This is a genomic window from Plantactinospora sp. DSM 117369 (genome assembly GCF_053764795.1).
Genome location: NZ_CM132446.1, coordinates 6,977,501 through 7,002,271, shown reverse-complemented (window position 1 = coordinate 7,002,271; position 24,771 = coordinate 6,977,501). Strand labels below are relative to the sequence as shown.

Below are 24,771 nucleotides of genomic sequence, written 5' to 3'. Positions count from 1 at the left end.
GATGGGTCCTCCATTTCGGCGACTGAAAGTTACCTTTGCGTCGCCTATCGGAAGCTGCAAGGCCGGGGGCCGAGATCGCGAGCGAGTGAGCAATTGAGCGTCATGAATCATCGGTGCGGCGGCCGACCCGGGAGGTGACGCTCGTACCGGTGCCGTGGCAGAATAGTGAGCATGGCTCATGGTGTGTCAGGCTCATGATTGGCGACAAACATTACGCGGCGCTGGACCAGATACTCGAACTCGTCGTGTTGATCAATGACGACATGACCCGGAGCCTGGCCCGGGACGGACTGACCGTCTCGCGTACGCACCTGCTCTGGGAGCTGCGCCGGCACGGTCCGACCACCCAGCGGGACCTCGCCGCCGCGCTCAAGGTGAGTGCCCGTACCGTCACCGGGCTGGTCGACGGACTGGAGGCAACCGGATTCGTCAGCCGCCAGCCGCACCCGACCGACCGGCGGGCGACCCTGGTCACCTTCACCGAGCGGGGCCGGCAGACGGTCGAGGCGATGGAGCGCGGCCAGCGGGAGTTCGCCCACCTGCTGTTCGCGGAGATGCCGGCGGAGCGGTTCGACTGCTTCACCGCCGGGCTGGGCGAGATCCTCACCCGGCTGCGCGGGATCGGCCTGGCGGAGCAGCAACCTGGAGGCGACCGATGACCCGGACCACGTTCTCGACGGCACTGGCGACAGCCCGGTCGCTGCTGCGCAAGGCCACCGTCTACGAGCTGGGCATGTGGCGCAGCCTGTTCCGGTGGATCCTGCGCCGGCCGACCGGCCCGGACGGCACGGTGGCCTTCGGGTACGCGGGCGTGGTGACGCCGCTGCTGATCGTCTTCATCGTGGTCTCCACGATCGAGATCCCCGTGCTCGACCTGATCCTGCCCTGGAAGATCGCCCGGATCGTCGCCGCCGCGCTCGGGGTCTACGGGGTGTTCTGGATGATCGGGCTGCTGGCCAGCCTGCGGGTGCATCCGCACCTGGTCGGCGAGGCGGGGATCCGGGTCCGCAACGGCATCTCGATCGACCTCACCCTGCCCTGGGACGCGATCGACACGGTACGCAGGCGGCACCGCTCGCTGTCGTCCGGCCGGACGGTGCAGGTGGAGCGGACCGACACCCGGATCGTGCTCAACATCGGGGTCTCCAGCCAGACCGCCGTCGACATCCTGCTGCGCGAGCCGATCGTGCTGCCGGTGCCGAGGGGCACCGAGGAGCCCGTGCACGAGTTGCGGGTCTACGCCGACGACGCCGAACGGCTCGTCGCCTGCGTCCGCCAGTTCCTCCGCACCGACCTACCCGAGCGCGCCGGATAGCCTGCCGGCGCCACATGGCATACCGGCGCGCCGCATGGCCGGACGGCGTGCCGACAGCGTGCCGAACCGTCGTGGCCGGTCGGCTCCGGCCGTGGCCCGGCCGATGTTGCTCGACGCTCCACTGACCAGTACCCGCTTACCGGCAAATCCCAGATCCATCCCGTGCCCCTTCCGTTAGCCGGCTAACCCGTTAGTTAGCCAGCACCCTGGCACCCACCCCGCCCGGCATCGGGCCGGCCGACCGTGGTGTCCTTGCCGGATGACGACGGCCGACGACTTCGCCGCGCTGCTGGCCGGGCCGGTGGTGGCGGCGGCGCGCGGGCTGCTCGGCGCCACCCTCTCGGCGGGCGGTGTCACGGTCCGGCTCACCGAGGTGGAGGCGTACGCCGGCAGTGGCGGTGATCCGGCGTCGCACGCGCACCGGGGGCGTACCCCGCGCAACGCGGTGATGTTCGGGCCGGCCGGGCACGCCTACGCGTACTTCACCTACGGCATGCACTGGTGCGTGAACGTGGTCACCGGGCCGGACGGGGAGGCGTCGGCGGTACTGCTCCGGGCCGGTGAGGTGGTCGACGGGCTGGAGATCGCCCGGAGCAGGCGCACCGCCGTACGCCGGGATGTGGACCTGGCCCGCGGACCGGCCCGGCTCTGCGCGGCCCTTGGCCTGGACCGGTCCGTCTACGGCCGCTACCTGCTCGGCGACGGCCCGGTACGGCTCCGCCCGCCGGCCGCGCCGGTGCCGCCGGAGTCGATCGCGGCCGGCCCGCGGGTCGGGGTCACCGGGGCGCACGACGTTCCGTGGCGGTTCTGGATCGACGGCGACCCGACGGTCAGCGACTATCGCCGGCACGTGCCACGGCGGGCGGACCGGAAGTCGTCTCCGGGGCGGCGACCGTAGTCGTCCCGTCACGTGGTGCCCTACATTCGTTACTGTCAATCACCGGTCGGGTCCGCCGTGCCTGGGACCGGGCACCGGCCCGGCCTCGGGCACCGAGCGTGGGGGAGAAGGCCGTGCCGCAGCCGACAGCTCTGTACCAGAACGTCCTGATGGACAGCACCCGCTGGCACGACTTCCCGTTCCGGGACGGGGACATCGTCATCTCCACCCCGCCGAAATGCGGTACGACGTGGATGCAGATGATCTGCGCGCTGCTGATCTTCCAGTCGACGGACTTCCCGCAGCCGCTGGACGCGATGTCGCTCTGGCCCGACCTGCTGACCCGCCGGCACGAGGAGAACCTGGCCGTGCTGGCGGCGCAGCCGCACCGCCGGTTCCTCAAGACCCACATCCCGCTGGACGGCCTGCCCTATCTGGACCAGGTCGAGTACGTCTGCATCGGGCGCGATCCCCGGGACGCGGCGATCTCCTGGGACAACCACATCGAGAACACCGACTTCGCGGTGCTGATGGGGCGGCGGGTGGCGGCGGTCGGCACGGACGGGTTGGCCGGCCCGGGCCCGGACGGCGAGCCGGAGCGTCCCGCCGGACTGCCCGAGCGGCTCGACTCGGCCCACGACCGGTTCTGGGCCTGGATCGACAACTACGATGTACTCGTCGGCCTGGCCGCGATGGTGCACCACCTCGACACCTTCTGGCGGGCCCGGCACCTGCCCAACGTCACCCTGCTGCACTACGACGAGATGCAGGCGGATCTCGACGGCACGATGCGGCGGCTCGCCGCCCGGTTCGGCATCGAGGTGCCCGCACAACGCTGGCCCGAGCTGGTCCGGGCGGCCCGGTTCGACCAGATGCGCGGCCGGTCCCGGGAGCTGACCCCGGACCTGGCCATCTGGTACGACCCGACCCGGTTCTTCCATCGCGGCGAGACCGGTCAGTGGCGGGAGTTGCTGGACGCCGACGGCGAGCGGCGCTACCGCGACAAGGTCCAGGGCCTCGGCGTCGACCCGGACCTGGTGCGCTGGATCCACCAGGGCGGGCCGCTCGACTGATCGTCTCGGCACGTGACCGTCTCGGCACGTGACCGTCTCCGCACCTGACCGTCTCCGCACGGCCGGGCCCGCGCGTGGCGGACGGCCACGACGCGGGCCCGGCGGTACCGGTGGACGGCTGGCTTCGGCGCGGCGTCTGCCGAAGCCAGCCGTCGGGGTGGGAAATGCGCCGGCCTACGGGAAGTTGTTCAGGTACTGCACCTGGTTGGCGGTGTTGGCGGTGCCGCCGGAGTTGTTGATGATCCGGTTGATCGTGCCGACCCCGCCGAGCGAGACCGTCACCATGTTGTGGAACCGGACGCCCGAGGTGACCGGCACCTCGAAGGAGCGTTCGTTGACCACCGCCGGGTTGACGTTGAAGTAGCAGTAGCTGCCCAGGCCCCATGCCTCGTGACTGGTCACCGAGTCGGCCACCTTGTAGGCGGCGTAGCCCCGGGTCGACCCGTTCATGAAGGCCGCCTGGTTCGGCGGATCGTACGGCTTCTCGTTCTGGAAGAAGTACGTCCGCCCGCCGTTGCCGTTCCAGATCACCTCGTACTTCTGGTAGTGCTCGACGAAGAGGCCGTACATGGTGACGTTGTTGCCGTTCACCACCAACCCGGTGTCGGCGGTGTTGACGTTCCAGCCGTAGGTGCCGGGGTCACCGTGGTCCGCCCGCCACAGCCACATGTGGTCGCCGATCACGTTGTGGCTGTTGATCCGCAGGCTGGTGGTGGCCTTGCCGGGCACCGCGCCGCCGATCCGGAAGAAGACGTCGTGCAGTGAGGTCGGGTTGACCGCGTGGCTGGCCGAGGAGCCGGCCGGGCCGACCTCCATCAGCACCGACGAGTTGGTGGCACCGGCCTCGAACATCAGGCCGGCGACCTTGACGCCGTCCACGTCGGCCACGGTCATCGCGGTGATGCCGTTCTGCGGCTCGATGGTGGCCAGGCCGAGACCGAGTACCACGGTGTCCGGCCGGGTCACCCGGATCGTCTCGGTGGTGCGGTAGAGGCCCGGGGTGAAGAGCAGGTTCTTGCCCTGGGCCAGTGCCGCGTTGATGGTCGCCGCGCTGGTGCCGGGCCGGACGACGAAGAACTGGCTCAGCGAGATCGACGAGCCGGCCGGGGTCTTGTTGTACCAGCTCGTGCCCTGGCTGTTGCTGCGCAGCGCCGGTACGAAGACCCGGTATTCCCCGGAGCCGTCGATGTAGAGGAACGGCTTCTCCCGGACCACCGGAGTCTGCGCGACCACCGTGTGCGACGGGTTCGGGAAGTGCGGTGCCGGCGCCCCGGTGACCCCGGTGAAGACCATGTTCCAGACCGAGCCGTTCCAGCTGCCGAACTCGCTGTTCCGGGAGTACCACTGCTGCTGCGAGCCGGAGACGACCATGCCGTCGATCTTGGTGTCGGCCATCAGACCGCCGCTGGACCAGCCGTCGCCGCCGTTCCACAACTGGATCTGGTTGCCGGCACCGCGCAGGTGCATCCGCCGGTACGGCGCTGCCTGGGAGACCGCCCAGCGTTCCACGATGGTGCCCGCCGGCAGGGTGACCGAGAGGTTCTCGGCGGCCCGCCAGAAGTTCTGGGTGGCGTTGCCGCCCATCCAGAACGCCTCCACCCGGACGTGCCCGTTCAGGTTGACGTCGTCCGGTGACATCCCGAGCCCGGCGACCTGGGTGAAGAAGCCGAGGTTGACGTCGGCGGTGTAGGTGCCGGGCTTGAACAGCACCGCGTACCGCCGGGGGGCGAACTGCGCGGTCTCCTGCTCGGTGAAGAGCGAGTTCAGCCGGCCCTGGATGGTGGAGGTCGGTGTCGACGGGTCGAAGACGAAGGTGTTCGGCCCGAAGTTCGGGTTGCGCGGGTCGGTCGGCTCGACCGGATCGCCGGGGCCACCGCCGCCGAACTCGCCGATCACCTCGAACTCCCAGAGCGAGTAGCCGTACCCGGTGGCCCGGGCGGTGCCGTACATCCGGACGTACCGGCCGGTGCCGGAGACGTTCAGGGTCTGGGTGCCGCCGGTACCGGTGGTGGTCGTGTAGACGTTGGTCCAGCTACTGGCGTTGTCGGAGACCTGGATCTGGAACGCCCGGCCGTACGCCGCCTCCCAGCGCAGCACGACCTGGCTGATGGTGGCGCTCGCGCCCAGGTCGACCTGAATCCACTGTGGATCGCTGAATGCGCTGGACCAGCGGGTACCGGTGTTGCCGTCCACCGCGGCCGACGCGGTGAAGGCGCCGCCCTCGGTGGACGAGGCCGTGGCCGGCCTGCCCTGCGAGATCAGTGCCGGTGCGGCGCTCGCCGCCGGGGTCGGCCCGGCGAACGGGGTCAGGGCGAGCAGCAGCGTCGCCGCGAGTACGCCGGCGAGCCGGCGCGATCGGGCGCGGCCACCGGGGTGCCCTCGGGGAGGAAAACGATGAAAAATCATGACCCTGCCTGTCCGTGCGGAGGTGTCTGGCGCCGGGCGCTCCTGCGGGGTCGCCGAGCGGACGGGCCAGTGGCGGTGTGTGGTGCCGACCGCGGGTGTGCTGCGGTCGGGCTGCTTCGCGGGGTGCGGGTGGGGTAGCCCGAAGGTCGGTGCCGACCTGCGAAAACGACCGACGGCGGGCGGCGTCGACCGGTCGGCTGTGGACGGTAGAGAGCGCTCTCGCAGGATCACGAGTGTTGCGCCCGCGTTCCGTCGCCGTCAAGACATCAATTTATTACGACGTAATTTATCCCGAATGCCGGAACACGCGGAAGTCGCCGGATCGACGGGACGGCCGTCCCCCTCCGGGCGGGTGGCGTCAGTTCCGGATGCCCCCGGCGGCGAGCAGCCGGGCGACCGGCAGGGTGGCCGCGCCGAGCGCCACCGCGTCGACCCCGAGCTGCCCCAGCTCGATCGTGGCCTGCTCGTACGGCTGGTGCAGCGCCTGCCCGGCCGCCGCCTCGCGGATCGCCGGCAGCAGGTGGGCGCCGAGCGCCACTCCGGCCCAGCCGCCCAGCACCACCCGTTCCGGGTTGAACAGGTTGATCAGGTTGGCCACCCCGGCGCCGAGGTAGCCGGCCGTCTCGGCCAGCACCCGGCGGGCTGTCGCGGACCGGTCCGCCGCCTCGATCAGGGCGCCCAGCTGGGACTCCTCGTCGGCGCCGGGTACGGCGTGCCCGCGCCGGGCCTCCCGGTAGCGGTCGATGATCCCCTCGGCGCCGACGTACGCCTCCAGGCAGCCCCGGGCGCCGCACCGGCAGGCGCGGCCGTCGTAGACCAGGGTGGTGTGCCCCCACTCGCCGGCGCTGCTGGAGACGCCCCGGTACATCACCCCGTTGGTCACCACGGCCGCCCCGACCCCGGAGCCGACCAGCGCGAAGACGGCGTGCCGGCTGCCCCGCCCGGCCCCGAACCACATCTCGGCCTGGCCCAGCGTCTTCGCCCCGTTGTCGATGTGCACCGGCAGGTCGACCTCGGCGCGGATCAGCCGCTCCAGCGGTACGCCGTGCCAGCCGAGGGTCTGGGCGTGCACGATCGCCTCGCCGCCCTGCACCACCACGCCGGAGACGCCGATGCCGACGCCGAGGATCTCCGACCGGGTTGCCCCGGCCTGCGCGGTGACGGCGTCCAGCCCGGCCAGGATGTGCCGGACCACGGTGGCCGGCTCCGGCCCGGCCGCGTCGAGCGGGTAGTCGGCACTGGCCAGCATCGTCATGGCCAGGTCGAACAGTTCGACCCGGATCCGGGTCTCCCCGACGTCGACCCCGGCGACCAGGGCGTACCGGGGGGCCACCCGGAGCATCATGCTGGGGCGCCCGCCGTCGGACTCCACGGCACCGGCCTCGACCACCAGCCCGGCCGCGATCAGGTCGCCGACCACGTTGCTGACGGCGGGCTGGCTCAACCCGGTGAAGCGGGCGAGGTCCTGCCGGGTCAGCGGGCCCTCGAGGAACAACTTCGACAGCAGGGCGGACCGGTTGCGCTGTCGCACGATCCGGTTCGTCGTCCGTTCCAGGTCCACCCACCACCTCGATAAACCCGGGTTCGCCGGGAGTCACTGTACGGGCCGTCCTTGACGGACGAGCCACCAGACACTTTAATAACCGCGTAAATTAAGCCTTGATGGAACCCCCTTCGGTGGCTCGCTCCATCTCCGCCGACGGTGATCGTGCCCGTACCGCTCCACCACCCCGGCCGCCCACGGCCCCGCTCCGGCGCCACCGCCGACGGGCCGGCGAGGTCGCCGGCCGACGCAGAAGGGCAAGTCGTGTCCAGACGACACCTCGCTACGGTTGTCGCGGCCCTGTTGACGACCGCCTCCCTCGCCGCCTGCGGCGACTCCGGCGGCTCGTCGGAGGGCGCGGCGAAGACGCTCACCTACTGGGCCAGCAACCAGGGCGCCAGCATCGAGTTCGACAAGCAGACCCTCCAGCCCGAGCTGGACAAGTTCGAGCAGCAGACCGGTATCAAGGTCAACGTCGAGGTCGTACCCTGGTCGGACCTGCTCAACCGACTGCTCGCCGCCGCCACCTCGGGCAAGGGCCCGGACGTGGTGAACATCGGCAACACCTGGTCGGCCTCGTTGCAGGCCACCAACGCGCTGGTCCCGTTCGACGACGCGACCCTGGGCAAGGTGGGCGGCAAGGACCGGTTCGTGCCCGCCGCACTGGCCGCCGCCGGTGCTCCCGGCAAGCCGCCGGCCGCCGTGCCGCTGTACAGCCTGGCGTACGCGCTCTACTACAACAAGAAGATGTTCACCGACGCCGGCATCGCCGCCCCGCCCACCACCTGGGAGGAGCTGGTCGAGACCGGCAAGAAGCTGACCAAGTCCGGCCAGTGGGGCCTGGCCGTGGAGGGCGCGAACCCGTCGGAGAACTCCCACCACGCCTTCACCTTCGGGCAGCAGTGGGGCGGCGAGTGGTTCGACTCCGCCGGCAAGCCGACCTTCGACACTCCGCAGAACGTCGCGGCCGTCAAGCGGTACATCGACCTGATGGCGGTTGACAAGATCGTCAACCCCAGCAACGCCGAGTACGCCCAGAACCAGTCCGTGGCCGACTTCGCCAACCGCAAGGCGGCGATGCTGCTCTGGCAGGCCGCCGGGTCGAACTTCAAGGCCCAGGGGATGAGCCCGGACGAGTGGGGGATCGCCCCGGTGCCCTTCCCGGCCACCCCGCCGCCTGGCGGTAAGAAGGTCAACAGCATGGTGGCCGGCATCAACATCGCGGTCTTCAAGCACACCGAGAACCTCGACGGCGCGCTGGAGTTCGTGAAGTTCATGACCAGCGACGCGGAGCAGGTGATCCTCAACAAGACCTACGGCTCGCTGCCGTCGGTCAAGACGGCGAACGCCGACCCGGCGTTCCAGGCGCCGGAGCAGAAGGTGCTGGGCGAGGTGCTCGGCTCCACCGCCGCGCCGCTGCCGCAGGTGCCCGAGGAGAGCCAGTTCGAGACCCTGGTCGGTACCGCCATGAAGGAGCTCTTCGCCGACGCCGCGGGCGGCAAGCCCGTCACCGAGGCGCTGGTGAAGGAGAAGCTCGGCGTAGCGCAACAGAAGATGGGCAGCTGAGCCGCGACGCCGACGGTTGACCGTGGAGGGGGACCGCCGCCCCCTCCACGGTCCACCCTGAGAGGATCCGATGGCCACCACCACCGCGCCCGGCCCCGTACGGCCCGCCGGGCGACCAGCCGAGGACGGCCCGCCGCGCCGGCGCGGGCGCCGTGCCGTACGGCGGTCGTACCTGCCGTACCTGCTGCTCGTCCCGGCCGCGCTGCTCGAACTCGGCATCCACGTGATCCCGATGCTCGTCGGGGTCTGGATGAGCCTGCTCGAACTCACCCAGTTCCACATCCGGGACTGGTCCACCGCCCCCTTCGCGGGCCTTGCGAACTACCGGGTCACCTTCGACTTCGGCTCGGCCACCGGCAAGGACCTGCTGCACTCGTTCTGGGTCACCGCGCTCTACACCACCCTCTCGGTCGGGTTCTCCTGGATCCTCGGCCTGGCCGCCGCGGTCTTCCTGCAACGGCCGTTCAAGGGTCGGGCGCTGCTGCGCACCCTCTTCCTGACCCCGTACGCGCTGCCGGTCTACACCGCCGTGATCACCTGGACCTTCATGTTCCAGCGGGACACCGGCCTGGTGAACCACGCCCTCGACCAGCTCGGGCTGATCGACGGAGCCAACCCGCCGTTCTGGCTGATCGGGGAGAACAGCTTCGTCGCCCTGCTGATCGTCTCGGTCTGGAAGTCCTGGCCGTTCGCCTTCCTCTGCCTGATGGCCGGGCTGCAGAACGTGCCGCCGGAGCTCTACGAGGCGTCGGCGATCGACGGGGCGAACTTCTGGCGGCGGCTGCGCGACGTCACCCTGCCGATGCTCCGGCCGGTCAACCAGGTACTGCTGCTGGTCCTCTTCCTCTGGACCTTCAACGACTTCAACACCCCGTACGTGCTCTTCGGCGGCTCCGCGCCGAGGCAGGCCGACCTGATCTCGATCCACATCTACCAGAGCTCCTTCGTCACCTGGAACTTCGGCCTCGGGTCGGCGATGTCGGTGGCGCTGCTGCTCTTCCTGCTCGTGGTCACCGCCGTCTACCTGCTCGTCACCAACCGCAGGAGAGAGCATGCGTGAGTCAACCGGCGAACGCTGGGCCCGCCGCATCGTGCTCAGCCTGCTGACCCTCTTCGTCCTCGCCCCGCTGTACGTGATGCTCAGCTCCGGGCTCAAGCCGCTGCGCGACGTGCAGGGCGCCTTCACCTGGCTGCCCAGCCGGGTCACGTTCCAGCCGTTCGTGGACATGTGGCAGACGGTGCCGCTCGGCCGGTACCTGGTGAACAGCCTGCTGGTGGCCAGTTCGGCTGCGGTGGTCTCGGTGGCGATCGCCATCTTCGCCGCCTTCGCGATCAGCCGTTACCGGTTCCGCGGCCGGCAGCTCTTCTCGGTCACCGTGCTCTCGACGCAGATGTTCCCCGGCATCCTCTTCCTGCTGCCGCTCTTCCTCATCTACGTCAACCTGGGCAACATGACCGGGATCGAGCTGTACGCCAGCCGGCTCGGGCTGACCATCACCTATCTCACCTTCTCGCTGCCGTTCTCCATCTGGATGCTGGTCGGCTACTTCGACTCGATCCCGCGCGGGCTCGACGAGGCGGCCCAGGTCGACGGGGCCGGACCGCTGCGCACGCTGTTCCAGGTGATCCTGCCGACGGCGGTGCCGGGCATCGTCGCGGTCACCGTGTACGCCTTCATGACCGCCTGGGGGGAGGTGCTCTTCGCCTCGGTGATGACCGACGAGCACAGCCGTACCCTCGCCGTCGGCCTCCAGGGGTACGCGACCCAGTACAACGTCTACTGGAACCAGGCGATGGCCGCCTCGGTGGTGGTGAGCATCCCGGTGGTGATCGGCTTCCTCGCCCTGCAGCGCTACTTCGTCGCCGGACTGACCGCCGGAGCGGTCAAGTAGCCGCATATCTTGTCCTGCCCGTCGAGCCACCGTCCGACCCGGACCATGACCAGCGCGGTCAGCAGGCTCTGAACCATCCAAAGGAGAGTCGACCGATGCCGGATCTGTCCAAGTTGCCACCGAACTTCACCTGGGGCGTCGCCACCGCGGCGTACCAGATCGAGGGGGCTGCCGGCGCGGACGGCCGCAGCCCGTCCATCTGGGACACCTGGAGCCGGGTACCCGGGAACGTCGACAACGGCGACACCGGCGACGAGGCGTGCGACCACTACCACCGGTGGCCGGAGGACGTGGCCCTGATGCGCCGGCTCGGCGTCGACGCGTACCGGTTCTCGGTGGCCTGGCCCCGGGTCATGCCGGACGGGACCGGCCGGGTCAACCCGGCCGGGCTGGCCTTCTACGACCGGCTGGTCGACGCGCTGCTGGCGGCCGAGATCCGGCCGCTGGTCACGCTCTACCACTGGGACCTGCCGCAGGCGTTGCAGGACCGCGGCGGCTGGCCGGAGCGGGCCACCGCCGAGGCGTTCGCCGACTACGCCTCGGTGGTCGCCGGAGCGCTCGGCGACCGGGTCACCGACTGGGTGACCGTGAACGAGCCGCTCTGCGTCTCCTGGATCGGGCACCTGGAGGGCCGGATGGCCCCGGGCGAGCAGGACCTGACCCGGGCGGTCGCCACCTCCCACCACACGCTGCTCGCGCACGGCCTCGGCATGGCGGCGATCCGGGCGGCGGCGAGCCGGCCCGCCTCGGTCGGCATCGTGCTCAACCCGAGCCCGTGCGAGCCGGGCAGCGACCGGCCGGAGGACGTGGCGGCGGCGGTCCGGGCCGACGGGCACGTCAACCGGTGGTGGCTGGACCCGCTGTACGGGCGGGGGTACCCGACCGACATGCTGGAGGTCTACGGCGTCGAGCCGCCGGTCCGCCCCGGTGACCTGGAGTGCATCGCGGCCCCGACCGACTTCCTCGGGCTGAACTACTACTTCCGGCAGGTGATCGTCGACGACCCGGCGGGGCCGGTGCCGTACGCGCGGCAGATCCCGGTGCCCGGCTCGGTGCAGACCGCGATGGGCTGGGAGGCGTACCCGACCGGGCTGGAGGAGCTGCTGGTCTCGGTGACCGAGCGGTACGCCCCGGCCCGGATCCTGGTCACCGAGAGCGGCTCGGCCTGGCCGGACTCCTTCACCGCCGAGGGCGGGATCGAGGACAAGGAGCGGACGGCGTACCTGGAGGAGCACGTCCTGGCCTGCGCGGCGGCCGCCGCCCGGGGGGTACCGGTGGAGGGTTACTTCTACTGGTCGCTGCTGGACAACTTCGAGTGGGCGTACGGCTACGACAAGCGGTTCGGCCTGGTGCACGTCGACTACGCCACCCAGCGGCGGACGATGAAGGCGAGCGGGCTCCGCTACGCAGAGATCATCCGGGACCACCAGCAACTCGGCGGACGGTCGCAGCCGGAGACGTCCTCCCCGGTAGGCTGACCGGCTGCCCACCCCGGTGAGTCGCGGGCTCCTCGGTCGGCCCGCCGTGCTGTTCCCGAGTCGGTCCGGCCACCGCCCTGCCGTGGCCGGACCGATCTGCCGTCGACGGCCCTGGCGATCCTTGATGCCAGCTCCGTCCCGCACGCCCTTGCCGCTGCCCCGCGCGCCGGTGCCTCGTGGCGTGCGGCGCCGTCGTGGAGTACTGGACGGTACCTAATACCGGTCGCTATCATGTGACACATGACAGCTCCTGGGCGGGGCGACGACGGCGCCGACCGGCAGGCCCAACTGCTGCGCGGGGTGCTCGACATGTGCATGCTCGCGCTGCTGCACGGCAGCCCGGCGCACGGCTACGAGCTGGTCCGGCGGCTCAACGACGCCGGGCTCGACACCGTCGGATACGGCACCGTCTATCCCCTGCTCACCCGGATGCGCCGGCTCGGACTCGTCGCCGACGAGGTGCAGGAGAGCCCGAGCGGACCGCCCCGCCGGGTGTACGCGCTCACCGAGGCCGGCCGGCGGACGCTGGCGGCCTGGGCCGGACGGTGGCACGGATTCGTGCAGACCATCAACGCCACGCTCACCGACGTGGCGCCCTCGACGGAGAGCACGGAGAGGTGACCATGAACAGCACGGACGACGCCGACAGCCCGAGCGGGCACGCCCTCGCCCTGGCCGACCGGGAGTGGCGGGCCATGGGCATCGTCGCCGCCGACCGGATCGCCCTGGCCCGTGACCTGCGGCTGGAACTCGCCGGTGCGGCGGCCGACGGGATGACCCCGGAGCAGTTGCTCGGCGCCGACGTACGCCGGTTCGCCCGGGACCTCGCGGTGTCGGCCGGGGTACGCCGGGCACCGTACGAGTTCCGCCGGCTGCTGCTGACCGGGCTGGCCGGCGGCGTACCCGGGCTGGTGCTCACCTTCGTACTGGTCTGGCAGTGGTGGCTGGTGCCGCTACACCTGCTGGTCGGGATGGACCCGCTGCCGAACTTCCTGCTGCGGTACGTGCTGAGCGCGCTGGTCTTCGTCGCCGGCGTACTGCTCGCGGTGCGGTGGGGCATGCGGGGCAGCGCGGGGATCGATCGCACGGTGACCCGGATGGCGCTGCTGGTGCCGCCGGCCGGCCTCCTGGCCCTTCCGGTGACGATGGGGTTCGCCTGGCTGACCGGCTACAGCCTGACCCCGCCGGTCCTGCTGGCCGAGGCGGGCATCGTGGGCGGCGCCCTGGCCGGGGCGGTGGTGCTGGCCCGGCGCTGGGCGCTGAGCCCGATTCTCGGCTCCGGGCAGCCACCCGCCGACCCACCCGGTGCCGCGCCACCGCCCGGCCCGCCCCGCACCGGCCCGAAACCGGCCGGTCCGGCGCCGGAGCCGGGCCCACCCCGGGCCGTCCCGGGCTGATCACCGGGTCTCTCGTCCCGGGGCTGATCACAAACGCCGGTGTCGTCTCGGCTCGCCGTGACCCGGTCAGCCACCCGGGTCGACGCCGGCCTGCCCGCTGGCGACCGCCGGCCGGTCCGGCCGGTTCTGCCGCCCGGTGCGGGCGAGCGGACCTGAGCGGGCGACACCGCGTTCCGCCGCTGGCCTCCGCCCCAGGCGACCAGCGACCTTCCGGGCCGGCGGCACCGTACGGCTGAAGCGGCTGACCCTGGTCGTCGACGCCGGTCGTACCGTCCGGGCGGTCCACTACCCGATTCCCGACGTGACCGGTGGGGTGGCGGAGACCCTGCGGCCGGTCCGGACCCTGGCCGACTCGCCGGCCGCCGGTGCGGACTCGCCGATCGCCGAAGGCCCGTCGGGCAGAACGGTCATTCCGGACGCCCGGTCCTCAATCTCCGCCGGCACCGGCTAGTCCCGCCGGACCGAGCCGACGTCGGCAGCGTCGGCGCGGGTACGGTGTGCGGAGCCGTTCGACGGGCCGACGGCGTCCCGCCCGACTCCACTTTCCCCCGAGGAGTGCAAGATCAGATGAGTGATCCGGTCCAGAGTCCCGAGCAGCCGGGGCCGACGAGCCAGCGGCGTCCGACCAAGCAGGAACGACGGGCCGCCGCGGAAGCGGCCGCGGCTCAGGCCGCCGCGAACCGGGCCCGTGTGCAGCGGGTGGCCGGCGGGACCGTCGGAATCGTCCTGGCCGGGCTGGGCGTCGCCGCCATCGTCGTGCTGCCGCAGGTGATGGACGACGCACCCAGCTCCTCGGCTGCTCCGGCGGCCGCCGCGACGACTCCGCCGGCCGCCGAGCCGACCGCCCCTCCGGCGCCGACGGGCGCGCCGGAGAGCCCCGGGGCGCCGTCCCGGCCGCCGGCCGACCTGGATCCCCGGCTGGCACAGCGGCCGACCGTCGAGGCCGGTCGCGGTGAGCTGACCAAGCTCACGGTGACGCCGCTGGTCGAGGGCACCGGGCCGGCGGTGCGGGCCGGCCAGACGATCACGGTCAACTACGTCGGCGCCTCCTACCGGACCGGTCAGGAGTTCGACGCCTCGTGGAACCGGGGCCAGCCGTTCCCGCTGCAGATCGGCGTCGGCGCCGTGATCCCCGGCTGGGACCAGGGTCTGGTGGGGGTCAAGGCCGGCAGCCGGGTACAGCTCGACATTCCGGCGGACCTCGCCTACGGCGACAACCCGACCGGCGGCGAGCCGGCCGGCCCGCTCCGGTTCGTCGTGGACATCCTGGCGGTGCAGTAGCCCGTCGGGGCGCGGAGACGACGACGGCGGCCGCGACATTGTCGCGGCCGCCGTGCGCTTGTCGGGTACGCCCGGTCGGGCTACCGCTTCCGCCTCAGGCCGGAGTAGACGCGGAAGTCTTCTCGCTGGGTTCGGCCTCGGCGGCCGGCGCCACGGTGTCGATCGCCTCGACGGTCTCCTCGTCCCGGTGCGCCAGGTACTGCCGGATCGAGTACGCCAGCGCGAGCGCCCAGACCAGGTAGATCGCCGCGTAGACGGAGTACCGTACGCCGTCCGGCGCGTCGATCCAGTCGCTGCGCAGCAGGGTCCGGGCATTGGTCACGATGATCACGCCGCCGACCGCCGAACCGAGGATCCGTGGCGGGATGTGCCGGACCAGCCAGGCGGCGATCGGCGCGGCGATCACGCCGCCGAGCAGCAGCGCGACGACCCAGCCGAAGTTGACGTTCTCGCTGCCCAGGCCGATCAGGAAGCCGATGCTCGCGGCCACCGCGACCAGGAACTCGCTGGTGTCGATCGAGCCGATCACCTTGCGCGGCGCCATCCGGCCGCTGGCCAGGATCGCCGGGGTGCCGACCGGCCCCCAGCCGCCGCCTCCGGTGGAGTCGACGAACCCGGCGAGCAGTCCGAGCGGGGCCAGGAACCGCTTGCGCAGCGGCAGGCCGAGACGGTCCCGGGGGATGCCGGCGGCGGTGAACCGGACCAGGATGTAGATCCCCAGGGTGAGCAGCAGCAGCGCCATGATCGGCGCGGCGACCTCGGTGGAGAGGCTGGCCAGGAAGGTGGCGCCGGCGAACGCGCCGATCGCCCCCGGTATGCCGATCTTGGCGACCACCTTCCAGTCGACGTTGCCGAACCGCCAGTGCGCGGCACCGGAGGCCAGCGTGGTGCCGATCTCGGCCAGGTGCACGGTGGCGGACGCCGCCGCCGGGTTGGTGCCGATCGCCAGCAACAGGGTGGTGGAGGTCACGCCGTAGGCCATGCCGAGACTGCCGTCGACGAGCTGCGCGCCGAGCCCCACCAGGGCGAGAAGCAGAAGTTTTCGCACGGGACGTTCCTTCCCGGGAATTGGTCGAGGCAGGCCCGTCCGGGCTGGCGGTCGCGGCGTTCCGGCCGGGGCCAGCGCCGTCAGTTCGGACGATGGGCGTACCAGGGGCGGGTACGGGACGGTGGTGAAACCGCGCACCGCTGCGCCGATTCCCCATCTAACCCATAGGGATTGTCGACCCGGCGATCCCGGCAGTCAACCCCGGCAACCCGAAGAACCACCCGGTCGGCGACCGCGGCGGCCCGGGCGATGCCCCCGCGGTCGGCCGAACCGGCCGGGTCGGGTCACTGAACCTTCGCAACCTCCCCGTACGGTCCGTGGTGTCCGCAGGGTGGAAGTCGGGGGGCGCACGCGCCGCGCTGTCCAGGTTGAAAAGGCTCACTCCACCCGGTACCCGCCGCCGCCCGGCCCGGCCCGCAGGATCAGCCGGGCCGGCAACACGCTGGCGGCCAGGGCCAGCACCACGCATCCGGCCACCAACAGCCCGATCGTCGAACCGGGCACGACCAACTCGACCGGTACCCCGACCTGCTCGCTGAGCGCCGAGCGGATCGCCAGCAGCGCGACCATCGACACCAGCAGGCCGAGCGCGGTGCCGATCGACAGCACCAGCCCCGACTCGGCGGCGACCGCGGCCAGCACCTGGCGGACGGTCGCGCCGGAGCGGAGCAGCACCAGCAGTTCCCGGGCCCGGTGCGCGGTCGCCATCAGCAGGGTGTTCGCCAGTGCGATCGCGGTGTAGCCGGCCGAGACCCCGATCAGGATCAGCGTGCCGAGCCAGACCAGCCGGTCCTCGGCGGCGTCCCGTTCCGCCGCGTACTCGGCGACGCCGACCAGCCGGGCCCCGAGCGCCGCCCAGGGGCCGGCTCCGCCGCCGTCCTGGCCGACCGTCGCCGGGGTGAAGACCGCCTCGGTGAGTGCCGACGGATCGTGCGCCCGGATCACCTCCCGGGCCAGCAGCAACTGCGTCGGGATGGAGCCGTCGGCGACCACCGCCGCCACCCGGACCTGCCCGCCGGTGCCGTCCGGATAGCCGAGCAGCGCGGGCGCCCCCGCCGACCAGCCCAGTCGACCGGCGAGTTCGGCGGTGACCACCGCGGTCTGCGTTCCCCGGAAGGCCGCGAAGTCCCCGGAGAGCACGCTCAGTCGCCCGTTCACCCGGGCGAACCCGGCCGGGTCCACCCCGGCGGCGATGATCGGGATACCGGCACCGGTCGCCGCGCCGCCGGGTGGATCGGCGTAGACGGTGCTGGGCAGCAGTGCGGTGCCGGGGACGGCGGCCACCGCCGCGTCCGACAGTCCCGGCGTACCGGCCGGGACGAGCACCGAACCGGCCCGGATCGCCGCCGCGTCCCGGCTCGCGTACGCGCCGGCCGAGGTGGCCACCGAGCCGGCGATCAGCACCGCGAACCCGACCGTCAGCAGCATCGGCGCCGACGTCGACGCGGTACGCCGCACCGCGGTCAGCGCGTTGCGCCGGACCAGCATCCCGGTCGCCCCGGGCAGCCGCTCCAGCGGCCAGGTGAGCGCGTACGTCAACGGCGGCACCAGTACCGGGGCGAGCAGGGTCAGCCCGCCGGTCAGCGCCATCGCCGCGTACAACGCGTAGTTCACGATGTCGTCCGGGCCCGCCCCGGCCAGTCGTACGGTCAACAGCAGCCCGAAGGCGGTGCTGAGGATCCCGCCGATCCACCGGGACTTGGTCATCGGGCGCTGGTCCACCACCGCCTCCCGCAGCGCCTCCAGCGGGCGTACCCGGCCGGCCCGGCGGGACGCCGACCAGACCCCGAGCAGGGCGACGACCAGACCCACCAGGTACGCCGCCGCCGGTGGCCAGGGCTCGATCCGCACCCGGAACCCGACGGGCTGGAAACCGGCGTCGACGAGCAGGGCGCCGAAGGCCGGCGCACCGGCGATACCGAGTACCGCTCCCACGGCCGCCCCGACGGCACCGACCGCCAGCGCCTCGGTGTACATCAGCCGGCGGAGCTGTCCCGGGGTGGCGCCGACGGTACGCAGCAGCCCGAACTCCCGGCGCCGCTGGGCGACCCCGAACGCGAAGGTGGAGGCGACGACGAAGATCGAGACGAACCCGGCCAGCGCCGTCATCGCGGTCAGCACCTGCATGCCGATCCACCGGGTCCGGACGTCCCGGGGCGGCTCGACCTCCGCCCGGTCGGTGCCGGTCAGCACCGTACCGTCCCGGCCGACCACCGACTCCGCCGCCGCCCGTACCGCCGCGACGTCGGCGTCGTCCGCGACGACCAGGCCGATCAGCCGGACGCCCCGGGCCAGCGGTGCCGCGACCGGATCGGCGAGGTAGAAGCCGGGTCCGTCCACGGTGCCGGCGACGGTGTACCCGGCCGGCCCGGTCGCGGTCAGCAGGGTGACCGGGCTCCCCGGGGCCAACCCGAGCGCCCGGTCCAGCACCACCTCGTCCGGCCCGACCGGCGGGCCGCCCGCGACCAGCCGGTACGGCGCCAGTGCCGCACTCGACCAGCCGTGGCCCTGCGGATCCCCCAGCGCGGGCTCGCCGACCGGTCGGCCGTCGACGACCGCCTGGGCGTAGAACGACCGGTCCGGTACCGCCGCCGCCACCCCGCTGATCGCGGCGAGCCGCCCGGTCAGTTCGGCGACCCGCTGCGGCGACCACGGGCGGCGCTCCGGGAAGGTGCCCGGTGCCGCCTCGACCGCGGGCGCGGCGACCAGCACCTCCGCGCCGGCGTACCGGTCCGGCACCCGGGGTTGCGCGGAGACCAGGATCAGCGCGGTCATCGACATCAGCGCCACACCGAGGCAGAGCGCGACGAACGGGCCGAGTAGTCCGGTCCACCGGGCGCGCAGCGCCGCGAAGCTCAGCATGCCGGCTCCAACCTGGTCATCCGGGCCGCGATCGTCTCCGCCGCCAGGTCGCCGCCGAGTTCGTCCACCACCCGGCCGTCGGCCAGCAGCACGACCCGGTCGGCGTGGGCCGCGGCCACCGGGTCGTGCGTCACCATCACCACCGTCTGCCGGTGCTGGTCGACGAGGTTGCGCAGCAGCCGCAGGATGTCCCGGGAGGTCCGGGTGTCCAGCGCGCCGGTCGGCTCGTCGGCGAAGAGCACCGCGGGCCGGCTGATCAGGGCGCGGGCGATCGCCACCCGCTGCTGCTCCCCGCCGGAGAGTTCGTCCGGGCGGTGCCGGCCCCGTCCGGCCAGACCGACCTCGGCCAGCGTCGCGTCCAGCTCGGCCGGGTCGGGCCGCCGGCCGGCCAGCCGCAGCGGCAGCGCCACGTTCTGCGCCGCGGTCAGCGCCAGCACCAGGTTGTACGACTGGAAGACGAACCCGACTCGGGCCCGGCGCAGCAGGGTCAGCGCGGTCTCGCCGAGGGTGCCGAGGTCGGTGCCGTCGATGATGACCGTGCCGCCGGTCGGCCGGTCGAGCCCGGCGGCGCAGTGCAGCAGGGTCGACTTGCCGGACCCGGACGGCCCCATCACGGCGGTGAAGGTGCCCCGGTCGAAGTCGACCGTCACCCCGTCCAGCGCGGCCACCCGCCGGGCCCCGGTGCCGTACGCCCGGACGACGTCGCGGAGCCGCACGGCGACGGTCAGGTCCGGTGTTTCCTCTCGTTGCGTCATGCCGTCGAAGATCTGGCATCGGCGGCCCCGGCACATCGGAGCGCAGCCGTCACTTCCGGCCCGGCTCTGCGGGCTACCCGACCGCCCCGACACCCGTCGGATCAGACCGCAGGATGACCCGCTCCGGGTGGACGCGACAGGGCGGGCCGGCCGCTACCGTCGACGGATGACCGCCGTGCACCCGCGTCCGCTGCTCACCCGCCGGTTGCGCAGCGTCGACCTGATCGCCCTCGACGTGCTGGCGGCGCTTGGCCTGGCGGTGATCTGCGGGTATGCCGCCGCCGACCCACCCACCGCGACCGGGTACCCCGATCCGCTGGTCCGGGAACCGGTCTGGCTCTCCCTGCTCTGCACGGTCGTCGTCTCGGGGCCGATCGCGGTACGCCGGCGCTGGCCCGTACCGGTGCTGGCGGTGGTCACGGTCGCCGCGTTCTCCGCCGTACTGGTGGAGGTGGTGCCGGTCTACGCCTCGGTCTCGGTGTTCATCGCGGTCGCGTTCGCGCTCTACCAGGTGGCGCTCGGCGACGAGTTGCGCCGCTCGGTTCCGGCCCTGCTGCTGGTGCTGGCCGGCGCCGCGCTGGTGATAATCCCGAAGACCGCGGACTGGGACGAGGCGGTCAGCGGGCTCGGTTTCCTGCTGGTACTCCTGACCGCGACCTGGATCCTCGGCCGGGCGGTACGCGAGCGGCGCGCGTACGCGTCCCGGTCGGCGGCGGAGCTGGCCCGGCAGGCCACGGTCGACGAGCGGCTGCGGATCAGCCGCGAGCTGCACGACATCGTGGCGCACAGCATGAGCGTGATCACGGTGAAGGCGGCGATCGCCAACCACGTGGCGGAGTCCCGGCCGCAGGAGGTCCGGGACGCGCTGCGGGACATCGAGGCGACCAGCCGGAGCGCGCTGGCGGAACTGCGCCGTACCCTCGGCGTGCTGCGCACCGGCGCACCGGGTACGCCGGTCGAGTTCGGTCCCGCGCCGGGCCTGGCGGACCTGCCGGGTCTGCTGGAGCGGGCGGCGGCGGCCGGGGTGGCCGCGGAGCTGGCGCTGGAGCTGCCCGCCGGGGCGGAGCCGCCGGAGGATGTCGGCCGCTCGGTGTACCGGATCGTCCAGGAGGCGCTGACCAACGTGGTCAAGCACGCCGGACCGGTCCGGTGCCGGGTCGCGGTGTCCGGTGCCGGTGCCGAGTTGCGGATCGAGGTGACCAACGAGCCCGGTCGACCGGTCCGGCCGGCCGATCCGAAGGGGCAGGGCCTGATCGGCATGCGCGAGCGGGTACACCTGTACGCCGGCACATTCGAGGCCGGACCGGCCGCCGACGGCGGGTTCCGCGTCTCGGCCCGGCTGCCGTACCGACCCGCCGAACGCCCGTCCCCGCTGGCCGCCGCGCCTCCGCCGGCGGTCGAGGCGGGCCCGGGGAGCGGCTCGGCCGGAGCGGGCCGGTGACCGACCAGCCCGTCCGGGTGCTCATCGCCGACGACCAGGCGCTGCTCCGGGGCAGCTTCCGGGTGCTGATCGAGACGACGCCGGGGCTGACCGTGGTCGGCGAGGCCGGCACCGGCGCCGCCGCCGTCGAGCTGGCCGAACGGGAGCGCCCGGACGTGGTGCTGATGGACGTCCGGATGCCGGAGCTGGACGGGATTGCCGCGACCCGGCGGATCGCCGAGTCACCCGCCGCCGGTCAGGTCCGGGTGCTCATCCTCACCACCTTCGACCTCGACGAGTACGTCTACGCGGCGATCCGGGCCGGCGCCAGCGGCTTCCTGCTCAAGGACGCTCCGCCGGAGGATCTGCTGACCGCGATCCGGGTGGTCGCCGCCGGGGAGGGGCTGCTCGCGCCGAGCGTGACCCGTCGACTGATCGCCGAGTTCGCCCGGCTGCCCGAACCGGACCGACCGGTGGCCCGGGAGCTGACCGGGGTGACCGACCGGGAGCGGGAGGTGCTGACCCTGATCGGACGCGGCCTGTCCAATCCCGAGATCGCCGGTCACCTGCGGCTCAGCCCGGCCACCGTGAAGACGCACGTCGGCCGGCTGCTCGCCAAGCTGCACGCCCGGGACCGCGCCCAGCTCGTCATCGTCGCCTACCAGACCGGCCTGGTCACGGTACCGGGTCGCTGACCCGCCGACTCGCCGTTCCCCACCCCCTCCCCAGCCCGCCACCGGAGCCGGTTGTCACCCGGAGCCGGTTGTCAGCCGAGCGGCTGTCGAGGGAGCCGTCGGTCCGGGGCGCCGGCCGGTGCCGGGTCAGTCACCGCCCAGGTGGACCAGCAGGAGCTGCTCCGGGCGCAGCGGCGGGGCCTGTAGGCCGGCGTGCCCGAGGGCGCGCCCGGAAAGTCGTACCCCGGAACCGGTGGTCCAGCCCGGCGGCGCCGGCAGGCCGCGCGCGGCGTCCTCCGGCGCGACCGCCCGGACCAGGTACCGGCGGTCCGGGTCCAGGCCGGGCAGGCGTACCGGTCCGGGGTTGGTGGTCGTCCCGGTCGCGGTGGCGACGATCGCCATGATCGCCTCGGACCGGTCCGCGGCGACCACCCCGTGCACCCAGAGCGCCGGATCCGGATGGTCGACCCGGACCACCGTCCCGCTGTGCAGGAGCGCGCGGTGCCGCTTGTAGAGCGTTACCCACCAGGCCAGTTCCCGGCGCTGCTCCGGGGTGGCCGCGGTCAGGTCCCACTCGATACCGAAGCTGCCGAAGAAGGCGGTGCCGGCCCGGAAGCCGAGGTCGTGGGTACGGCCCGTGGTGTGTGCCCGGCCCGCGCCGACGTGCGAGCCGATCAGTTCCGGCGGCAGCAGGAGCTGGGTCCAGCGCTGGATCGACTGCCGTTCCAGGGCGTCGATGCAGTCGCTGCCCCAGATCCGGTCGGTCCGTTCCAGGATGCCCAGGTCGACCCGGCCACCGCCGGAGGAGCAGGATTCGATCTCCAGCCCCGGGTGGCGGTCCCGGAGCGTGTCGAGGAGCCGGTAGGTCGCCAGGGTCTGGCCGTGCACCCCGGGCCGCCCCGACGGCTGGTGGCCGGCGTCGATCAGGTCCCGGTTGTGGTCCCACTTCAGATACCCGATCCCGTACTCCCGGACCAGCGCGTCGAGCCGCCCCAGCACGTACTCGTACGCCTCCGGGTGGGTCAGGTCGAGGACCTGCTGCCAGCGGGCCTGCCGGGGCAGCCGGCCTCCGGTGCCGAGGATCCACTCCGGATGCGCCCGGGCCAGTTCCGAGTCGGGGTTGACCATCTCCGGCTCGACCCAGAGCCCGAACTCCAGCCCCAGCCCGCGTACGTGTGCGACCAGCGGATGCAGCCCGTCCGGCCAGACGGCCGGGTCGACGTACCAGTCGCCGAGCCCGGCCCGGTCGTCGCGCCGGCCCAGGAACCAGCCGTCGTCCAGGACGAACCGCTCCGCCCCGACCTCGGCGGCGGCGTCGGCCAGCGCGGTGAGCCGGTCGAGATCGTGGTCGAAGTAGACCGCCTCCCAGGTGTTCACCACCACCGGACGCGCCCGCCTCCCGGCCCGCGCCGACCGGCGCAGATGGGCGTGGTAGCGGGCCGACATCTCGTCCAACCCCTGCCCGTAGGACGCGTAGAGCCAGGGCGTGCGGTAGCGCTCGCCCGGCGCCAGCTCGATCTCGCCGGGCAGCAGCAGCTCGCCGGCGGCGAGCAGCGCCTCGCCGTCCGGGGTCCGCTCGGCGTGCAGCCGGTGGTTGCCACTCCAGCCGAGGTGCACCCCCCAGACCTCACCGGACCGGAAGCCGAAGCCGGTCGTACCGGCCACCATCAGCAGCGAGGCGTCCAGGCCGGGCTTGCCCCGGCGGCTCTCCCGGGATCGCGAGCCGACGGTGAACGGGCTCCGCTGGGGGCTGCGTTCCCGGCACCACCGGCCGGTCAGGTCGAGCAGCTCGTCCGCCTGCGGCGGCACCGGCAGCCCGAGCAGCAGCCCCTCCAGCTGGTACGGGTCGGCGTCCGGCGGGTTGGCCAGCTCGGCCCGGAGCCGGAGCAGCCCGGCCGGATCCAGTTCGAGTTCGACGACCAGATCGAGCCGGGCGGCCTCGTCCGTGGCGGTCACCACGATGGTCGCGGCCGACTCGTCCCGGTCGTCCCGCACCCGCAGCTCGGTGCGGCGGAACCGCGGCGACCAGTCGCGGCCGGCGCGGTGCCCGGTGAGCCCGGGCAGGCCGAACCAGGCGTACGTGTGCTCGGGCAGGATGCCGACCGGCCGGCCCTCGGGAGTGCCGGTCCGGACCGGCCGGCGCAGCGCGGTGCCGAGGTCGGCGAGTTCCGGCCCGGTGAGCGGTCCGAGGTCGGCGCCCCAGTGCAGTACCACCGGCACGCCGGGATCGGTGCCGTCCACCAGCAGGCTGACTCCGGCCCGGCGCAGGTGGATCAGGCCGCCGCCGCTGGCGGGGCTCGGTACCGGCTGGCGGGTCTGACTCGGCACGGTCACGGGGTACGCCTCCACGGGTCGCGGTATTTGTGACGCCCTGGCCCGGGTAGCGTGCCTTCGGCCGTCCTGTCCCGTCAACGCCCCGCCGTCCCGGCGCCGGCTCGTCGGGGCTCGCCAGCGGGCCGTCAAACCGGGTACGGGCGGACCGCCGGCATGGTGGACAATCGGCACCGTGACCGATAGCAGCCTTCCTCCCGCCGCGTCCGTCGGCGGGGAGTCTCCGCTCGAGGACCTGCGGTGGCGGGGTCTCCTCTTCGACTCGACCGATCCCGCCGAGCTGGCGGAGCACTTCCGCTCCGGTCCGGTGACGTTCTATGTCGGGTTCGACCCCACCGCGCCGAGCCTGCACATCGGCAACCTGCTGCAGGTGGTGACCGCCCGCCGGCTCCAACTCGCCGGGCACCGCCCGCTGCTGCTGGTCGGCGGGGCGACCGGGCTGATCGGCGATCCCAACGAGCGGGGCGAGCGGACGCTGAACAGCCCGGAGGTGGTGGCGAGCTGGGTGGATCGGATCCGCCGGCAGCTCTCCCCCTTCGTGTCGTACCAGGGCGACAACGCCGCCCGCCCGGTCAACAACCTGGACTGGACCGGCGAGATGTCGGTGGCGGAGTTCCTCCGCGACGTCGGCAAGCACTTCCCGGTCAACCGGATGCTGGCCCGCGAGGTGGTGAAGGCGCGGCTGGAGAGCGGGATCAGCTACACCGAGTTCAGCTACCAGCTCCTCCAGGCCAACGACTTCTTCGAGCTGCACCGGCGGTACGGCTGCACGCTGCAGTTCGGCGGTTCGGACCAGTGGGGCAACATCACCGCCGGCGTCGACTACGTACGGCGCCGTGGTGCCGGGCCGGTG

General features: G+C 72.6%; 21 protein-coding genes (1 of these 21 running past the window's edge). 15 read left to right on the top strand and 6 right to left on the bottom strand.

What is annotated here, in order from left to right:
* Positions 1 to 194: 194 nt before the first annotated feature.
* The 4 genes from ACSMXO_RS29455 (at position 195) to ACSMXO_RS29440 (ending at position 3,265) form a co-directional block, all read left to right on the top strand.
* On the top strand, positions 195 to 659 hold the full coding sequence (locus ACSMXO_RS29455) for a MarR family winged helix-turn-helix transcriptional regulator (protein ID WP_346263213.1): 465 nt from the start codon (positions 195 to 197) through the stop codon (positions 657 to 659).
* Positions 656 to 1,315, top strand: a complete 660-nt coding sequence (locus tag ACSMXO_RS29450) for a PH domain-containing protein (protein ID WP_455414687.1) — start codon at positions 656 to 658, stop codon at positions 1,313 to 1,315. Before ACSMXO_RS29455 ends, ACSMXO_RS29450 begins: the two co-directional genes overlap by 4 nt.
* 259 nt (positions 1,316 to 1,574) lie before the next feature.
* A complete protein-coding gene (locus ACSMXO_RS29445; RefSeq protein ID WP_346263211.1) occupies positions 1,575 to 2,213 on the top strand; it encodes a DNA-3-methyladenine glycosylase in 639 nt (212 codons plus the stop codon).
* A gap of 113 nt (positions 2,214 to 2,326) precedes the next feature.
* Positions 2,327 to 3,265, top strand: coding sequence for a sulfotransferase domain-containing protein (locus tag ACSMXO_RS29440; RefSeq protein ID WP_455414686.1), 939 nt, complete (start codon positions 2,327 to 2,329; stop codon positions 3,263 to 3,265).
* A gap of 174 nt (positions 3,266 to 3,439) precedes the next feature.
* On the opposite strand, the gene ACSMXO_RS29435 is transcribed toward ACSMXO_RS29440, so the two are convergent.
* Both ACSMXO_RS29435 and ACSMXO_RS29430 read right to left on the bottom strand, forming a co-directional pair.
* The gene (locus tag ACSMXO_RS29435; protein WP_455414685.1) at positions 3,440 to 5,671 is read right to left on the bottom strand and encodes a discoidin domain-containing protein; all 2,232 of its coding nucleotides are present in this window, start codon (positions 5,669 to 5,671) and stop codon (positions 3,440 to 3,442) included.
* 358 nt (positions 5,672 to 6,029) lie between these two features.
* Complete coding sequence (locus ACSMXO_RS29430; protein WP_346263208.1) at positions 6,030 to 7,232, bottom strand: ROK family transcriptional regulator; 1,203 nt, start codon at positions 7,230 to 7,232, stop codon at positions 6,030 to 6,032.
* 285 nt (positions 7,233 to 7,517) lie between these two features.
* On the opposite strand from ACSMXO_RS29430, the gene ACSMXO_RS29425 reads away from it, so the two are divergent.
* The 8 genes from ACSMXO_RS29425 (at position 7,518) to ACSMXO_RS29390 (ending at position 14,828) form a co-directional block, all read left to right on the top strand.
* Positions 7,518 to 8,780: an ABC transporter substrate-binding protein gene (locus ACSMXO_RS29425; RefSeq protein WP_455414684.1), complete on the top strand. Its 1,263-nt coding sequence runs from the start codon at positions 7,518 to 7,520 to the stop codon at positions 8,778 to 8,780.
* Between the two features lie 70 nt (positions 8,781 to 8,850).
* Positions 8,851 to 9,840 carry a carbohydrate ABC transporter permease gene (locus ACSMXO_RS29420; protein WP_346263206.1) on the top strand — a complete coding sequence of 330 codons (990 nt, stop codon included), beginning with the start codon at positions 8,851 to 8,853 and terminating at the stop codon, positions 9,838 to 9,840.
* On the top strand, positions 9,833 to 10,672 hold the full coding sequence (locus ACSMXO_RS29415; protein ID WP_455414683.1) for a carbohydrate ABC transporter permease: 840 nt from the start codon (positions 9,833 to 9,835) through the stop codon (positions 10,670 to 10,672). Before ACSMXO_RS29420 ends, ACSMXO_RS29415 begins: the two co-directional genes overlap by 8 nt.
* 95 nt (positions 10,673 to 10,767) lie before the next feature.
* Positions 10,768 to 12,150, top strand: coding sequence for a GH1 family beta-glucosidase (locus tag ACSMXO_RS29410; protein WP_455414682.1), 1,383 nt, complete (start codon positions 10,768 to 10,770; stop codon positions 12,148 to 12,150).
* A 240-nt stretch (positions 12,151 to 12,390) separates the two neighbouring features.
* Positions 12,391 to 12,771, top strand: coding sequence for a PadR family transcriptional regulator (locus tag ACSMXO_RS29405; protein WP_346263203.1), 381 nt, complete (start codon positions 12,391 to 12,393; stop codon positions 12,769 to 12,771).
* A gap of 2 nt (positions 12,772 to 12,773) precedes the next feature.
* Positions 12,774 to 13,547, top strand: coding sequence for a hypothetical protein (locus tag ACSMXO_RS29400; protein ID WP_455414681.1), 774 nt, complete (start codon positions 12,774 to 12,776; stop codon positions 13,545 to 13,547).
* Between the two features lie 136 nt (positions 13,548 to 13,683).
* On the top strand, positions 13,684 to 13,998 hold the full coding sequence (locus ACSMXO_RS29395) for a hypothetical protein (RefSeq protein ID WP_455414680.1): 315 nt from the start codon (positions 13,684 to 13,686) through the stop codon (positions 13,996 to 13,998).
* Positions 13,999 to 14,114: 116 nt separating this feature from the next.
* Positions 14,115 to 14,828: an FKBP-type peptidyl-prolyl cis-trans isomerase gene (locus ACSMXO_RS29390; RefSeq protein WP_346263200.1), complete on the top strand. Its 714-nt coding sequence runs from the start codon at positions 14,115 to 14,117 to the stop codon at positions 14,826 to 14,828.
* A 94-nt stretch (positions 14,829 to 14,922) separates the two neighbouring features.
* On the opposite strand, the gene ACSMXO_RS29385 is transcribed toward ACSMXO_RS29390, so the two are convergent.
* The 3 genes from ACSMXO_RS29385 to ACSMXO_RS29375 all read right to left on the bottom strand — a co-directional run bounded on the left by ACSMXO_RS29385 (position 14,923) and on the right by ACSMXO_RS29375 (position 19,493).
* Positions 14,923 to 15,876, bottom strand: coding sequence for a sulfite exporter TauE/SafE family protein (locus tag ACSMXO_RS29385; RefSeq protein WP_455414679.1), 954 nt, complete (start codon positions 15,874 to 15,876; stop codon positions 14,923 to 14,925).
* A gap of 378 nt (positions 15,877 to 16,254) precedes the next feature.
* Positions 16,255 to 18,738 carry an ABC transporter permease gene (locus tag ACSMXO_RS29380; RefSeq protein ID WP_455414678.1) on the bottom strand — a complete coding sequence of 828 codons (2,484 nt, stop codon included), beginning with the start codon at positions 18,736 to 18,738 and terminating at the stop codon, positions 16,255 to 16,257.
* Entirely contained in the window at positions 18,732 to 19,493 is a 762-nt protein-coding gene (locus tag ACSMXO_RS29375; RefSeq protein ID WP_455414677.1) for an ABC transporter ATP-binding protein, read from the bottom strand. The genes ACSMXO_RS29380 and ACSMXO_RS29375 overlap by 7 nt, the downstream gene beginning before the upstream one ends.
* A 166-nt stretch (positions 19,494 to 19,659) precedes the next feature.
* Here ACSMXO_RS29375 and ACSMXO_RS29370 point away from each other — a divergent pair, with 166 nt between their 5' ends.
* Both ACSMXO_RS29370 and ACSMXO_RS29365 read left to right on the top strand, forming a co-directional pair.
* Complete coding sequence (locus ACSMXO_RS29370; RefSeq protein ID WP_455414676.1) at positions 19,660 to 20,934, top strand: sensor histidine kinase; 1,275 nt, start codon at positions 19,660 to 19,662, stop codon at positions 20,932 to 20,934.
* Positions 20,931 to 21,608, top strand: coding sequence for a response regulator transcription factor (locus ACSMXO_RS29365; protein WP_346263195.1), 678 nt, complete (start codon positions 20,931 to 20,933; stop codon positions 21,606 to 21,608). The genes ACSMXO_RS29370 and ACSMXO_RS29365 overlap by 4 nt, the downstream gene beginning before the upstream one ends.
* A gap of 126 nt (positions 21,609 to 21,734) precedes the next feature.
* On the opposite strand, the gene ACSMXO_RS29360 is transcribed toward ACSMXO_RS29365, so the two are convergent.
* On the bottom strand, positions 21,735 to 23,921 hold the full coding sequence (locus ACSMXO_RS29360) for an alpha-galactosidase (protein WP_455414675.1): 2,187 nt from the start codon (positions 23,919 to 23,921) through the stop codon (positions 21,735 to 21,737).
* A 172-nt stretch (positions 23,922 to 24,093) separates the two neighbouring features.
* Here ACSMXO_RS29360 and tyrS point away from each other — a divergent pair, with 172 nt between their 5' ends.
* Positions 24,094 to 24,771, top strand: the 5' portion of a protein-coding gene (gene tyrS, locus ACSMXO_RS29355) for a tyrosine--tRNA ligase (protein WP_455414674.1). The gene runs 624 nt beyond the window's last position; the window shows 678 of its 1,302 coding nt (coding positions 1-678); its start codon is at positions 24,094 to 24,096; the stop codon falls past the right edge of the window.